Annotated in this window: 12 protein-coding genes; 6 read left to right on the forward strand and 6 right to left on the reverse strand. The window is 66.5% G+C overall.

The features are described 5' to 3' along the window. The first annotated feature begins 93 nt into the window (after window positions 1-93). Together H7F16_RS16935 and H7F16_RS16940 are read left to right on the forward strand one after the other, a co-directional pair. Window positions 94-555: a hypothetical protein gene (locus H7F16_RS16935; protein ID WP_185798806.1), complete on the forward strand. Its 462-nt coding sequence runs from the start codon at window positions 94-96 to the stop codon at window positions 553-555. A gap of 69 nt (window positions 556-624) precedes the next feature. Beyond that, window positions 625-1,134, forward strand: coding sequence for a helix-turn-helix transcriptional regulator (locus H7F16_RS16940; protein ID WP_338402022.1), 510 nt, complete (start codon window positions 625-627; stop codon window positions 1,132-1,134). Here H7F16_RS16940 and H7F16_RS16945 read toward each other — a convergent pair. Further along, entirely contained in the window at window positions 1,131-1,532 is a 402-nt protein-coding gene (locus H7F16_RS16945; protein ID WP_185798807.1) for a group III truncated hemoglobin, read from the reverse strand. The two genes, H7F16_RS16940 and H7F16_RS16945, sit on opposite strands and share 4 nt — an antisense overlap. A 54-nt stretch (window positions 1,533-1,586) precedes the next feature. Beyond that, entirely contained in the window at window positions 1,587-1,964 is a 378-nt protein-coding gene (locus tag H7F16_RS16950; protein WP_185798931.1) for a DUF2237 family protein, read from the reverse strand. Between the two features lie 155 nt (window positions 1,965-2,119). On the opposite strand from H7F16_RS16950, the gene H7F16_RS16955 reads away from it, so the two are divergent. The 3 genes from H7F16_RS16955 (at window position 2,120) to H7F16_RS16965 (ending at window position 9,035) form a co-directional block, all read left to right on the forward strand. Beyond that, window positions 2,120-4,897 carry a DUF2339 domain-containing protein gene (locus tag H7F16_RS16955; protein WP_185798808.1) on the forward strand — a complete coding sequence of 926 codons (2,778 nt, stop codon included), beginning with the start codon at window positions 2,120-2,122 and terminating at the stop codon, window positions 4,895-4,897. A gap of 192 nt (window positions 4,898-5,089) precedes the next feature. After that, window positions 5,090-8,011, forward strand: coding sequence for an isoleucine--tRNA ligase (gene ileS, locus H7F16_RS16960; RefSeq protein ID WP_185798809.1), 2,922 nt, complete (start codon window positions 5,090-5,092; stop codon window positions 8,009-8,011). A 205-nt stretch (window positions 8,012-8,216) separates the two neighbouring features. After that, on the forward strand, window positions 8,217-9,035 hold the full coding sequence (locus H7F16_RS16965; RefSeq protein WP_422121129.1) for an EamA family transporter: 819 nt from the start codon (window positions 8,217-8,219) through the stop codon (window positions 9,033-9,035). 91 nt (window positions 9,036-9,126) lie between these two features. On the opposite strand, the gene H7F16_RS16970 is transcribed toward H7F16_RS16965, so the two are convergent. The 4 genes from H7F16_RS16970 to fsa form a co-directional block, all read right to left on the reverse strand. After that, window positions 9,127-9,834: a CDP-alcohol phosphatidyltransferase family protein gene (locus tag H7F16_RS16970; RefSeq protein WP_185798811.1), complete on the reverse strand. Its 708-nt coding sequence runs from the start codon at window positions 9,832-9,834 to the stop codon at window positions 9,127-9,129. Window positions 9,835-10,032: 198 nt separating this feature from the next. Then, entirely contained in the window at window positions 10,033-10,965 is a 933-nt protein-coding gene (locus tag H7F16_RS16975) for a tyrosine recombinase XerC (protein WP_185798812.1), read from the reverse strand. Next, on the reverse strand, window positions 10,962-11,660 hold the full coding sequence (locus H7F16_RS16980) for a DUF484 family protein (protein WP_185798813.1): 699 nt from the start codon (window positions 11,658-11,660) through the stop codon (window positions 10,962-10,964). The genes H7F16_RS16975 and H7F16_RS16980 overlap by 4 nt, the downstream gene beginning before the upstream one ends. A gap of 50 nt (window positions 11,661-11,710) precedes the next feature. Next, window positions 11,711-12,364, reverse strand: a complete 654-nt coding sequence (gene fsa / locus H7F16_RS16985) for a fructose-6-phosphate aldolase (protein WP_185798814.1) — start codon at window positions 12,362-12,364, stop codon at window positions 11,711-11,713. A 149-nt stretch (window positions 12,365-12,513) separates the two neighbouring features. On the opposite strand from fsa, the gene H7F16_RS16990 reads away from it, so the two are divergent. Further along, complete coding sequence (locus H7F16_RS16990; protein ID WP_185798815.1) at window positions 12,514-14,703, forward strand: primosomal protein N'; 2,190 nt, start codon at window positions 12,514-12,516, stop codon at window positions 14,701-14,703. Window positions 14,704-14,774: the final 71 nt, after the last annotated feature.

Raw genomic sequence — 14,774 nt, forward strand, 5'->3', positions numbered from 1 at the left:
GGCCGAATTCATGAAACGAGGGCGCCCCGGTCTTGCCGGGGCGCTTGTCATGGCGGATAGTCGATGTGCGGCTGCGGCCGCAGGGATTTGAAGATGGACAAGAGACGCATACTTCTGTCGGCCGCTGCTGTCAGTATCTGCCTTGCTGGCAATGCCAGCGCGGCCGATTATGCTGCGGTGATCGTCGAACAGCTGCAATCGCAGGGGTATAGCCTTGTCGAGACGGAGAGCACCTGGCTCGGCCGTGTCCGCATCGTTGCGCAACGCGAGAATGGAACGCGCGAGATCATCCTTAACCCGCGCACGGGTGAAATCTTGCGCGACCTTTGGTTGCTGGCGGATGGCGAAGCCGGTGGCATTGCCGGATCGCGGCCGACCGTCGATCATGACGACGATGATGACGACGACGATGACGACGATGACGACGATGACGATGACGATGACGATGACGATGACGACGACGATGATGACGACGACGACGATGATGACGATGACGACGATGATGACGACGACTCGTCGAACTCCGGCTCGGGCAGCAGTGGAAGCAGTGGTTGACCGGGTGACAGGGAAAGATTTCGGGATGTACTTTGTTTTTTCCGCCAGAGGGCGCAAGGTTCGGTTGACGTGACGCGCCAGGTTCTGATCGGACTTATCCTTGTTGTTCAGACGCTTTGCGCCGTCTTTTTCGTTTCTGACATATTGTCTTCGATGGTCGGCATCTATGTCCGGCCTTTGCCTTGGGAAATCCGCGAATTGATGGAGATCGGCGCCGCTCTCGGGCTGGTGCTGGGGCTGGTGCTGGGCGGGGTGATGCTGGTCTGGACGCTGCGCGAGCGCAATCAGGCGCAGGAAAGATTGCGGCGGGCATCAGGTGCGTTTCTCGAACTGCTCGAGGAACGGTTTGTCGAATGGGGGCTGACCCCTGCCGAGCGGGATGTGGCGCTGTTTGCGATAAAGGGCATGTCGACAGCGGAAATCGCTGTGTTGCGGGCGACATCGGAAGGCACGGTCAAGGCGCAGACCAATGCCATCTACCGCAAGGCGGGGGTCAGCGGGCGGCCGCAGCTTCTGTCGCTGTTCATCGACGATCTGATGCGGGACGACAGCCCCCTGAAGCAGGGCCGCGCCGCCTAGCGCGCGGGGTCGCGCAACGAGGGCGGGGCGTTCGGCGCATCCATCATGCCGAAGCGCAGCCCGCGCCCGATGCGGTGGGCAAGGTCGGACCATGCCGCTGCGGTTTCGGCGGGAAGGTGGCGTTTCAGCACCGAATCGAACAGGCCCAGCCAGACATCGAACATGCCCAGGCGCACATTGCCCGCCGCGCGGTGGACCTGCATCGGGTTGCCGTCATAGCTGCGGTCATAAAGGATCGCGTTGCGCCAGAAGCGGATGATCTTTGCCTCATGCGCCTCCCAGTCGGTGACATGCGCGGCAAAGACGGGGCCAAGACCGGGGTGGGTTCGGGCCACGGCGTAGAATTCGTGGACCACGGTGGCGATCTGGTCGTCGGTGATGGAAAAGCGCGGGGTCATGTGCCTTTGGTCGGGCTTTGCGCGCGCAACCGCAAGGGGCGGCGGTGTCGCAGGTCAGGCGTCGAGGTCGATCGCGTAGTCGCGCAGGATCGACAGGGGCACGATGTCGAGCGTGCGGATATGGGTGGCCGCGAGCCGGACCTTGGGCGCTGCGCCTTCCTGATGCGCTTGCAGGAAGCGGGCGGCGCAGAGGCACCATTGATCGCCCGCCTTCAGCCCTGCGAAACCGAATTCGGGGCGCGGGGTCGACAGGTCGTTGCCGAGGTATTTCGACATGGCAAGGAAATCGTCGGTCATGATGGCGCAGACGGTATGGAGGCCGCGGTCCATCGGGCCGGTGTCGCAACATCCGTTGCGGAAGAACCCCGTGACGGGCGCTGTCGAGCAGGTGACCAGCGCGCCGCCGAGGACGTTGACCGAGGCTTCCTTCATCGACCGCTCCTGTGTCTGTGCTGCCATTCTGCCCTTTGGCGCGGCGGGGGGACAGGGGAAATTCGCGGGTTTACGCAAGGTTGCGCTTGCATTGCACGCTTCCTTTGCAGCCTTAAGGCGGTAAGGTCCGCAAAAGGCCAAGGTGGAGTGCAGGGATGGATCTGGAGGCGCTGATCATGCTGGCGCTGGCCTTTCCGGCCGGGGTGGTCATTCTTTTCATCTGGGTCGCCGTTCTGGCGCGGCGGACGCGGGCTTTGGAGCGCGAGGTTGCGGCGCTGCGGATGGCGGCGGTCCGTCCGGAGATGCCCGTTTTGCCGGGTGCTTCCGTGGAAAGCGCCGTTCCTGCGGCGGCGGTCCCGCCCCGATCCGATATGCCCGTTGCCGATGCGCCGCTTGCCGATGCGCCGCTTGCCGATGCGACGGGGCCTCTTGCGGCCGTGGCCGGAGAGGATGCCGCCGCGCCGCGTCTGTTCGACCCTTGGGCTCCGAAGGGTGCGGCGCTTGTCGGACCCGAAGCGACCCTTTCGCCGCCCGGTCCGCCGCCCCTGCCTGTTCCGACCGGGCCAAGCGGGTTCGAGCGGTTCGGCGCTTGGCTGCGCGAGAACTGGGTCTATGCCATTTCGGGCGTCTCGCTTGCCTTGGCGGGCGTCTTTTTCGTGCAATACGGGATCGAACGCGGCCTGTTGCCGCCCGTCATGCGGGTGCTGATGGGCATCGGCTTCGGTCTGGCGCTGGTCGGGACGGGGGAATATGTCCGGCGGCGTTTCGGGGACCGGCTGGTCGACAGCACGGCCTATCTGCCTTCGGTCTTTTCCGGCGCGGGGGTGGTTTCCGTCTTTGCCGCCGTGGTGGCCGCGCGGCAGATGTACGGGTTGATCGGCCCCGAGGCAGGCTTTGCCGCACTGGTCCTGACCGCTGCGGGGGCGGTTGTGCTGGGCTGGTTCAACGGGCCGTTCATGGTTGCGCTGGGGCTTGCGGGCGCGGCAACGGCCCCCTTTGTCGTGGGGGGAAGTGCCGAGGCGGTCGATTGGCTTTACGCCTATTTCGCGCTGGTGGCGGCGGTGGGCCTGATGGTCGATACCGTGCGGCGCTGGGCCTGGGTGTCGGTGCTGGCGCTGGGGCTTGGCTTCGTTGCGGGGCTGCTGTTGCGGCAGGGCGGTGGCGGGGCCGATGGCTGGATGCTTTTGTGCTTTGCGCTGGTGCCTTTGGCCGTGGGCCTGCCCGCGCTGCGGCTGATGCCCGATCATGCGGGGCCGACGATGCTGGCTGCGGTCTTGCAGCCCAAGGGCGATGCGCCGATCTTTCCGGTGAAACTGGCGGCGGGCGCGGTGGCCGCAAGCACGCTGCTGCTGACGGTCGAGACGGGCGGGATGCTTCCCTTTGCGCTGCTGGCGGCGCTTGCGCTGGTGTTGGCGCTGTGGAGCGAGGAGGCCCCCGGTTTGCAGGATATGGCCTTGCTGCCTGCGGCGGGGTTCCTGCTGCGATTGGGCAGCGAGGGGCTGTTTGGCGGGGCGCTGTCGGCCGGGTTCCTGCAAGGGCTTTACCGCGAACCCGAAACCGCCGCGCCGATGACGGTGACATGGTTGGTGCTGATGGCGGCGGCGATGAGCGGGGCCTTGGCGTGGCGGTCGCTGCGGGGGCCGCTGCATCCCTTGGTGCTGTCGGGCGCGGCGGCTTTGGCGGCGCCCGTGGCGGTGCTGGTGATCGAGTTGCTGTGGAGTGCGTCACTGGTGATGGGGTCTTACCCCTGGGCGCTGCATGTGGTGGCGCTGGCGGCGATGATGACCGCGCTGGCGCTGGCCTTCGCGCGGCTCGGCGATCTGCGGCGGGCGGCGCATTTCACGCTTTCGGCGCTGTCGCTGATCGCGCTGGCCATGTTCCTGACGCTGACGGCGGCGGCGCTGACCGTGGCGCTGGCGGTGCTTGTGGTGGTCGCCGCAGGGCTGGACCAGAGGTTCCGGCTGCCCGAGATGGGCTGGTTCCTGCAAGCCGCTGTCATGGTGATCGGCTGGCGGGTGACCGTCGATCCGGGGATCGTCGGGTCGATCGACGCGTCATGGGGGGCGATGGTGCTGGGGCATGTGGCGCCGCTTGCGGCCTTTGCCACGGCGATTTGGCTGCTGCGCGGCTTGCCGCGCGATGTGGCGCGGGCCTTTCTCGAATCCGGTTTTGCCGGAACGGCGGCGGTCTTTGCCGATGTGGTGATCTTTCGCGTCATGGACAGCTATTCGCAGACCCTGCCCTTTGACACGCATTGGGGCATGGCGCTTCTGGCCTATCCGTGGCTGGTGCTGACCCTTGTGCAGCTTTACCGCGCCGCCTTGGGCGGGTGGTTGCGCTGGTTGCGCTATGCAATCGCGGCGGTGGCGGGGGTGGCCTTTACCGCGATGACGTTGATCGTCTTGGTGGCCGACAGTCCGCTGACCGCAGGCGAGAGGGTGATCGGGCCGCTGCTGCTCGATTCCATGCTGCTCGCCTATGTGCTGCCGGGGGTGACGCTGATCTTCGGGCAGCGGTTCCTCGGGCATCTGCCGCGCGGTTTGCGCCGGGCGATGCTGGGGGGCGGGGTGGCGCTTTGCGCGCTTTACGCGGCGCTGGAAATCCGGCGCTTCTGGCGCGGCGATGATCTGAGCGTCGCGGGCACGACCCAGCCCGAGCTTTACAGCTATACCGTGGCGCTGCTGGTGCTTGGCGCGGTGCTTCTGTGGCAGGCGATCGCCAAGGCCTCGCCCCTGCTGCGACGGATGGCGATGGGGGTGATCGCGGTGACCGTGGCCAAGGTGTTTCTGGTCGATGCCTCGGGCCTGTCGGGTCTGATACGGGTGTTCTCGTTCCTTGCGCTGGGGCTGGCGCTGGCGGGGCTTGCATGGCTGAACCGCTGGGCGGCGGGGCGGATGGCGGGGGCGGATCAGGCCGGCACGGGTGCGCCGTGAAGGCGCAGCCTACGGGGTGGACCACTGCCGCTGTGGCGTCTATAACGCGCGCATGACGCATCACCTTGCGATACATGGCCGAATTATCGGCCCGGCGCGCTGATCCAGCCGCCGGGACGCCCGCCGTTATGCCCGTTGCGCCGCGTGACCGTGGCGACACCCCCATAAGCTATAGCCGACAGGACCGCCACGATGTGCGCCGACACGACCACGCCTGACTACCGTTCGACCGTTTTCCTGCCCGAAACCGAATTCCCCATGCGCGCGGGCCTGCCGCAGCGCGAGCCTGACTGGCTGAAGCGCTGGGAGGAGATCGGCGTCTACGACCGCCTGCGCGAGCGCGGTGCGGCCGAGGGGCGCGCGCCCTTCGTGCTGCATGACGGCCCCCCCTATGCAAACGGGCATCTGCACATCGGCCATGCGCTGAACAAGGTGCTGAAGGACATGGTGGTGCGCAGCCAGCAGATGATGGGCAAGGACGCCCGCTATGTGCCGGGCTGGGATTGCCACGGCCTGCCCATCGAATGGAAGATCGAAGAGCAATACCGCGCCAAGGGGCTGAACAAGGACGACGTCGATGTCGTGGCCTTCCGTCAGGAATGCCGCAAGTTCGCCGAAGGCTGGATCGACGTGCAGCGCGAAGAGTTCAAGCGCCTTGGCATCACGGGGAAATGGGACGACCCCTACCTGACGATGGATTACCACGCCGAGGCCGTGATCGCGGACGAGTTCATGAAGTTCGTCATGAACGGCTCGCTCTATCAGGGGTCGAAGCCCGTGATGTGGTCGCCCGTGGAAAAGACCGCGCTGGCAGAAGCCGAGGTCGAGTATCACGACCATACCAGCCATACGATCTGGGCCAAGTTCCGCGTGATCGCGGGAGATGCGCTTTACACCAAGACACCCACCGATGTGGTGATCTGGACCACGACTCCTTGGACCATCCCGCAAAACCGCGCCATCAGCTTCGGGCCTGCAATCGCTTACGGGCTTTACGAGATCATCGGGCGGCCCGCCGACAGCGGCGCCACCATCGGGCATCGGGTGATCTTGGCCGATGCGCTGGCCGAAGCGACCTTTGCCCAAGCCAAGCTTGCGGGGCCGGAATTCGTGCGCCGTCTGGCGGATGTTCCGGCGGCCGACCTGTCGGGCATGGTCTGCGCCCACCCCTATCGCGGGATCGAGGGCGGCGCGGGCGAGTGGGATTATGACGTCCCCATGCTCGCCGGTGACCATGTGACCGACGACGCGGGCACGGGGTTCGTCCACACTGCGCCCAGCCACGGCGATGACGACTACCAGATGGGTCTGAAGCATGGCTTGCCGATGACCTACAACGTCGAACCCGATGGTTCCTACCGCGCCGATCTGCCGCTGTTCGGCGGGCAGCACATCATCCTGCCCGATGGCAAGGAGGGTCCGGCCAACGTCTCGAACATCAAGGCGCTGGCGGGGGCGGGGGCGCTGTTCGCCAAGGGCAAGCTCAAGCATTCCTACCCGCATTCGTGGCGCTCGAAAGCGCCGCTGATCTATCGCAACACGCCGCAATGGTTCGTGGCCATCGACAAGCCGCTTGCGGACGGCATGGGCCAATATGGCGAGACGATCCGCGCGCGGGCGCTGACCTCGATCAACGATCTGGTGGAATGGACGCCGCAGACGGGGCGCAACCGTCTGTTCAGCATGATTGAGGCGCGGCCCGACTGGGTGCTGTCGCGCCAACGGGCATGGGGCGTGCCGCTGACCTGCTTCGTGAAAAAGGGCGCAAAGCCCACGGATGCCGATTACGTGCTGCGCGATGCCGAAGTGAACGCCCGCATCAAGGCGGCCTTCGAGGCCGAGGGTGCGGATGTCTGGTATGTGGCGGGCTTCAAGGAGCGGATGCTCGGCGGGCTGCATGACCCCGAAGCCTACACCCAGGTCTATGACGTTCTCGACGTGTGGTTCGACAGCGGTTCCACCCATGCCTTCGTGCTGCGCGACCGTGCCGATGGCGCGGCCGACGGGATTGCGGACCTCTATCTCGAAGGCACCGACCAGCATCGCGGCTGGTTCCATTCCTCGATGTTGCAAGCCTGCGGCACCAAGGGGCGCGCGCCCTATCGCGGCGTTCTGACCCACGGTTTCACGCTGGACGAGAAGGGCATGAAGATGTCCAAGTCGCTTGGCAACACGGTCGCCCCGCAAGAGGTGATCGGGGAATATGGCGCCGATATCCTGCGGCTTTGGGTGGCGCAGTCGGATTACACCGCCGATCTGCGGATCGGAAAGGAAATCCTGAAAGGCGTGGCCGACAGCTACCGCCGCCTGCGCAACACGATGCGCTTCATGCTGGGCAACCTGAAGGACTTCACCGAGGCCGAACGGGTCGAGCTGCGCGACATGCCCGAGTTGGAGCAATGGCTGCTGCACCGTCTGGCGGAACTTGATGCCGAGGTGCGCGAGGGCTACGCGAAATACGACTTCCAGGGCGTGTTCCAGAAGCTGTTCACCTTCTGCACCACGGACCTGTCGGCGGTCTATTTCGACATCCGCAAGGACGCGCTTTATTGTGACGCGCCTGCCTCGGTGCGGCGGCGCGCGGCGCGGACGGTGCTGGACCTGCTGTTCCACCGTCTGGCCACATGGCTTGCGCCGATCCTTGTGTTCACGATGGAGGATGTCTGGCTGTCGCGCTTCGAAGCCCCCGGCGAGAGCGTGCATCTGCATGACATTCCCGAAACGCCGAAAGCATGGCTCAACCATGCGCTGGCGGTGAAATGGGACCGCATCCGTGCGGTGCGCCGCGTGGTGACGGGCGCGCTCGAGGTGCAGCGCACGGCCAAGGTGATCGGCGCGTCGCTCGAGGCTGCACCGGTTGTGCATGTCGATGCCGAGACCAAGGCGATGCTCGACGGCGTGCCCTTTGCCGATCTGTGCATCACCAGCGCGATCGAGGTCAGCAGCGCCGCCGCCCCCGCCGATGCCTTTACCCTGCCCGATGTGGCGGGGGTGGCCGTGGTGTTCCGCCCGGCGCAGGGCGGGAAGTGCGAACGCTGCTGGCAGATCCTGCCCGAGGTCGGCACGCTTTCCCATCCGGCAACCTGCAAGCGCTGCAACGACGCGCTGGGCTGAAGGCGGCGGGGCAAAGTCGGAGGGGCAAAGGCCCTGTCTCACCCTTGCCGAAATACTCTCGGGGGGTGAGCGCCCTTTGGCGCGAGGGGGGCGGATAGCCCCCCTGATTCTTCGCAGAAGAATCGCCTTGCCCTTGCCCTGCGGCGCGCTTAGCCGTTTCGTAACGGTTTCATGACGGGTGGTTTCCTTGTCCTTTGGCGTTTTCATGGCCGTGATCGGTGCGGCCTTTCTGCATGCGCTCTGGAATGCGCTGATCAAGGTCGGCTCGTCCAAGGTGGGGGGCATGGTGATCCTGTCGATCACCGAGGTGCCGATCGGGCTTGCCATCGGCCTTGCCTCGCCCTGGCCCAAGCCCGAGGTCTGGCCCTGGGTCATCGCGGCCGGATGCACGCATTTCTTCTATAAATCCTTCCTTGTCTTTGCCTACGAGCGGGGCGATCTGAGCCGCGTCTATCCCATCGCGCGGGGGGCGGCTCCGATGGTGGTGGCGCTGGTCGGGTTCTTCGCGCTGAGCGATGCGATCACGAGCCATGAATATCTGGGCATTGCCGTGCTGGGGTGCGGCATCTTCCTTATGGCGCGGGGTGTTTTCGCGCAGGCCGAGGACCGCAAGCTTTTACCCTTTGCGCTGGGGTCGGCCTGTGCCACGGCGGCCTATACGCTGATCGACGGGCTGGGGGCGCGGGTGTCGGGCGATGCGGCGGCCTATGTGGCCTGGGTCTTCGTGGCGGACGGGTTGATCTTTACCACCGTGACCTTGCTCTGGAAGGGGACGGATGTCCTGCCGCGCGATCTGAAAAGCTGGGGCATGGCGGGATTTGCCTCGGCGGCGTCCTACGGGTCCTATGCGATTGCGATCTGGGCGATGACCTTTGCGCCGCTTGCGGTGGTTGCGGCGCTGCGCGAAACCTCGATCCTGTTCGCGGTGCTGATCGGCTGGCTTGTCTTTGGCGAGAAGATGACGGGGGAAAAGGCGCTGGCGGCGGTTGTGATCGTGTCGGGGGTCTTGCTGACGCGGCTTTAGGCGGCAATGGGGCCTGCGGCCCTGCGACGTGACAGGGGGGGCGTGACAGGGGGGGATCGGGGGCCGCCCGCGCGCGGCCCGTGCCGAAGCGTCAGGTGACGCGGTTCACGCCGCGTTCGGGGATGATCTGCTGCGCGATGCCCGCGAAGGTCAGGTAAAGCGAGGTGATCACAAGGCCCCAATGCGCCCAGCTTTGCGGCCAGAAATCGACCCATGCCGCCCAGCCCGCGAAGAACACCCAAGCCAGCGCCATCGGCAGCGAGATGTTGCGCCAGCGCTTGGTGCGGGTGGGGTGGATGAATTTCAGGTTGGTGAACATGCCGACGGTCAGCGCGATCACCACGGTCAGGATCACCAGCCAGTGGGGATGCAGCGAGAAAAGCACCAGCACCACCATGTTCCAGCAGGCCGGAAAGCCCGCGAAGCTTTTGTCCTTGGTCTTCATGCGGGTGTCGGCGAAATAGACGACCGATCCGAAGACGATGGCGATGATGGCAAGCCAGCCCGTCCAGCCCGGCAGCAGCCCCGATTTGAACAGGGCATAGGCGGGGATGAAGACGTAAGTCAGATAGTCGACGATCAGGTCCATCAGGACGCCGTCGTAGGTGGGCCAGTTCTTGTGGACGTCGTAGCGGCGGGCAAGCGGGCCGTCGATTCCGTCGACGAAGAGCGCCAGCACGAGCCAGAGGAACATCAGGCTCCACTTTTCCTCGACGGCGGCGAGCATGGCAAACATCGAAAGCACCGCGCCCGAAGCGGTGAGGAGGTGCACGGAAAGGGCTTTGAGACGCATGTCCATTCGCCTTGGATTGCATGTAAATTCACGCCGCGCAATCCGCTTGCGGAGGGGATGTGGTTTTTGCGTCCTGCGGATTTTGACGCGAAGGGGGCCGATGGCCAGCCCCCGGGGGTTTTACCCCCGGACCCCCAGAGTATTTGGGCAAGGATGAAGGGCAAGGGGGCCGCACTGCGGCAGGGTCGCGGTCGGGCGGGTTTGTCAGGCGCGGGGGTGGGCGCTTTGGTAGACCTCCATCAGCCTTGCGGCATCGACGGCGGTGTAGGCCTGCGTGGTCGAGAGCGAGGCGTGGCCGAGAAGTTCCTGGATGGCGCGCAGGTCGCCTCCGGCCGAAAGGAGATGGGTGGCGAAGCTGTGCCGCATGGCGTGGGGCGTGGCCGTGGCGGGCAGGCCGAGCTGCATGCGGGCTTTCTCCATCACCGACTGGATCAGGCGCGGGTTGAGCGGGCCGCCGCGCTGTCCCCTGAAGAGGGGAGTGCCGGGCGCGAGGTCGAAGGGGCAAAGGCGGGCGTATTCGGCCACCGTTCCGCGCGCGACGGGAAGGACGGGGACGAGCCGCTCTTTCCCCCCCTTGCCGGTGATGCGCAGGACTTCGGGGAGGGGGTGGGCTTCTGCCGCGAGGCCGAGCGCTTCCGAGATGCGCAGGCCGCAGCCGTAGAGCAGGACGATGACGGCGCGGTCGCGGGCGGCGACCCAAGGTTCGGCCGCTTGCGCTGCGGCGGTGTCGATCATGTCGGCGGCCCCTTCGACCGAGAGGGGGCGCGGCAGCTTGCGGCGGAACTTGGGGCCGCGGGCCGAAAGGACGGCGGTGGCATCGCTGCCGCCCGCGCGGTCGGCCAGATAGGCGGTGAAGCCCTTGACCGCCGAGAGCGACCGCGCGAGCGAGCGTGCGCCGACGCCCCGCGCGCGTTCCTGCGCCATCCAGGCGCGCAGGTCGGTGAGCGGAACGGAGGCGAGGGCGGCAAGCCCCTCGGTCCCGCCACGGTGGCGGGCAAGGAAGGACAGATAGCCCGCAACATCGCGGGCATAGGCGGTGATCGTCTTTTCCGCCGCCCCGTCCAGCGCGCGCAGGTGGTCGAGCCAGCCGGACAGCGCATCTCTCGCCTGTGGCGAGATCAACGCGGGGGCCGTCATGACAGCCAGCGCCGCATGGTGCGTTCGAACACGCCCGCAAAGAAGGCCAGCAGGTCGGTTCCATGCGTCGGGCGGAACTGGTGCGGGTCTTCGGCGCCGAGGACCAGCATTCCCGGCAGCCGGCCCGCGCCGAAGTCGAGCCGCATCAGCGCCTCGGACCGGATCCATCCGGCGCGGTCGCCGTAGAGGCCCGGCGTTTCGGCCGGCATGGTCTGGCGCAGGACGACGGGGCGCATCGGCACGTTGCGCCCGCCTGCAAGGTAATCGGCCACGAAGCCGGGTTCGGCGACGTAGAGAACGTCACCCAGTTTGCGCAGAAGGGCGGGGCTGTCTTCGGGTTGCACCGATTCCAGCACGAGACGCACGCAATCGACGCGCAGGGTGCCCGCCACATCGGCGGCAAGGGTTTTCAGGAAATCCTCGAAGGTGAGCGGGTCGAGCATTTGCAGGATGGCCCGATGCACCTGATTGGTGCCCGCGAGGTTCTCGTAGGCGGCGGCGATCACGGAACGGTGCGTATCTTCCAGCCGGTCGAGACGGCTTTCGAGCCGTTCCATCGCGATGCCGCGCAGGTCGACGATGTTGGCCCCCATCGCGCGTTCGTTCGCGGCGATCAGGGCCGCCATGACATCGCGGTCCTCAAGCAGAAGTTCCGGCTCTGCCAGAAGCCGGTCGCGCAAATCCTGTTCGATCATGAAGGCACTGCCCGTGTGTTCTTGGTGATTTGCGCGACCTTAGCAGGAAATCAGATGATTTTCTGCCCTGTTTTCGCCCAGTCGGCCATGAACTGTTCCAGACCCTTGTCGGTGAGCACATGGTTGGCCATCTGCTTGATCACCGAAGGCGGCGCGGTCATCACGTCGGCCCCGATCAGGGCGCTGTCCTTGGCGTGGTTCAGGGTGCGGATCGAGGCCGCGAGGATCTGCGTGTCAAAGCCGTAGTTGTCGTAGATCGTGCGGATGTCGGCGATCAGGTCGAGGCCGTCGAGGTTGATGTCATCCAGACGGCCGATGAAGGGCGAGATGAAGGTGGCGCCGGCCTTGGCGGCGAGAAGCGCCTGATTGGCCGAGAAGCAGAGGGTGACGTTGACCATCTTGCCCTCGGCGGCGAGAACCTTGCAGGTTTTCAGGCCATCCCATGTCAGCGGCACCTTGACGGCGATGTTGGGCGCGATTTCGGCCAGCTTGCGGCCTTCGGCGATCATGTCGTCGGCTTTCAGGGCCACGACTTCGGCCGAGACGGGGCCGGAGACGATGGAGCAGATCTCGCGCGTGACTTCGAGGATGTCGCGGCCGGATTTCAGGATCAGCGAGGGGTTGGTGGTGACGCCATCGACCATGCCGAGGTCATTGAGTTCGGAAATGGCGGCCACATCGGCGGTGTCCACAAAGAATTTCATCGGCGCGGTCCTTATGGGTTGCGGGGGTTCGGGGGCGGGTTTACCCCAAAGGCGTTCCGGTTGAAAGACTGGGCGGGTGAAAGACTGGCCGTTTCAAGGATGGGGCGGTTCAAGGATTGGGCGGTTGAAAAACCGCAAGGCGGGTGCGCGTGTCGGACAGGACCTATGCGGCGGGCGAGCTGGTGGGCGTGCTGACGACCGAGCCGCTGGGGCGCGTGCTGGATTACCGCGCGCCCGAAGGCGGCTGCGGGGATGGCGATTTCGTCGAGGTGCCACTGGGGCCGCGCCGCGTGCTGGGCGTTGTCTGGGGGCGCGGCAAGGGCGATTGGGACCCTGCCAAGGTGCGCCCGGTCTCGCGCGTGCTCGATGCCCCGCCGATGCGGGCAGAGCTGCGGACATTCCTGCAACGCGCGGCGGATTACACGCTGACGCCGCTGCCGCAGATGCTGCGGCTTGCCACACGTGCGCCGGGATTGGGCGAGGGCGTGGCGGTGCGGCGGGTCTACCGACTGGGCGGGGCGGTGCCGAACCAGTTGACCGAGGCGCGGCACAGGGTGGTCGAGGCGCTGCGGGCCTTTGGCGGTGCGCCGATGACGCTGGGCGAACTGGCCGAGGAGGCGGGTTGCGGCACATCGGTCATCAAGGGCCTTGTGAAGCTGGGTGTGGTGGTGGAGGAGGATGCTCCGCGCGATCTGCCCTTTGCCACGCTCGACCCCGCGGGGGCGGCGGTTCTGGCGGGCGATCAGGTCGCGGCGGGGGATGCCTTGGTCGCGGCGGTGAATGGGGGGGAGTATTCGACGACGCTGCTGAAGGGGGTGACGGGGTCGGGCAAGACCGAAGTCTACCTCGAGGCGGTGGCGGAATGCATCCGGCTGGGACGGCAGGCCCTGGTCCTGCTGCCCGAAATCGCCCTGACGGCCGAGTTCCTGACGCGGGTCGAGGCGCGGTTCGGGGCGCGGCCTGCGGAATGGCATTCGGGTGTGACCCAGACCGAGCGGCGGCGGGTCTGGCGCATGGTCGCAAGCGGGCAGGCGCAATTCGTCGTGGGGGCGCGGTCGGCGCTGTTCCTGCCCTTCCAGCGGCTCGGGCTGGTGGTGGTGGATGAGGAACACGACACCTCGTACAAGCAGGAGGAAGGCGTCCTTTACAACGCCCGCGACATGGCGGTTCTGCGGGCGGCGGTCGCGGGATGTCCTGTCGTGCTGGCCAGTGCCACGCCATCGCTGGAGACATGGGCCAATGTCGAGGCGGGGAAATACGGGCGGCTGGACCTGTCGGCCCGTTATGGCCCGGCCGAAATGCCCGACCTTGGCGTGATCGACATGCGCGAGGCGAATCTGCCCGCCAACAGCTGGATTTCGGCGAAGCTGGGGGCCGAGATCGGGGCGCGGCTGGATCGGGGGGAGCAGTCGCTGGTGTTCCTGAACCGGCGGGGCTATGCGCCGGTGACGCTGTGCCGCGCCTGCGGGGCGCAGGTGGGCTGCGACCATTGCGACGCGCGGATGGTCGAGCACCGGTTCCTGAAGCGGCTGGTCTGCCACCAGTGCGGCGCGACCAAGCCGATGCCCGAGGCCTGTCCGTCGTGCAAGGTCGAGGGGAAGATGGCCGCCGTCGGGCCGGGGGTCGAGCGTATGGCCGAAGAGGTGCAGGCGCGGTTTCCGCAAGCGCGGGTGGCGGTGCTGTCGTCGGACCTGTTCGGATCGGCGCGCGAGTTGAAGGCGCAGATCGAGGCAATCGCGGCGGGTGCGGCGGATATCATCATCGGGACGCAGATCGTCGCCAAGGGTCATAACTTTCCGCTGCTGACCCTTGTGGGCGTGATCGACGCCGACCTTGGGTTGCAGGGGTCGGACCTGCGGGCGGCAGAGCGGACGTTCCAGCTGATGCGGCAGGTGGCCGGGCGCGCGGGGCGCAGCGAGAAGCGCGGGGCTGCGTGGTTGCAGACGCACCAGCCCGAGCATCCGGTGATACGGGCCATTCTGGGCGGCGACGAGGAGGCCTTCTGGCGGGCCGAGGCCGCCGAGCGCAAGGCGGCGGGCGTGCCGCCCTATGGGCGGATGGCGGGGGTGATCCTGTCCTCGCCCGATCTGCAACAGGTGTTCGATTTCGGGGCCGAGCTGGCGCGGCGCGACGGGCCGTTGCGCAAGGTGGGGGCGCAGGTTTTCGGCCCCGCCCCGGCACCGATCGCGCGGGTGCGGGGGCGGCATCGGGTCAGGCTGCTGGTCAAGGCGGGCAAGCTGGTGCCGTTGCAGGCGGCGCTGGCGGAATGGGTGGCGCAGGTGCGGGTGCCGAACAACCTGCGGATGGCGATCGACATCGATCCGCAGAGTTTTCTGTAAGGTCGGCAAAGGGGGGGCGCCCCCCACCGCCCGCAAGCGGTTGGTCAAGGTCGCCGTGTCGTGAGGACGGG

This window comes from Paragemmobacter straminiformis (assembly GCF_014243445.1).
Lineage (GTDB): Bacteria > Pseudomonadota > Alphaproteobacteria > Rhodobacterales > Rhodobacteraceae > Paragemmobacter > Paragemmobacter straminiformis.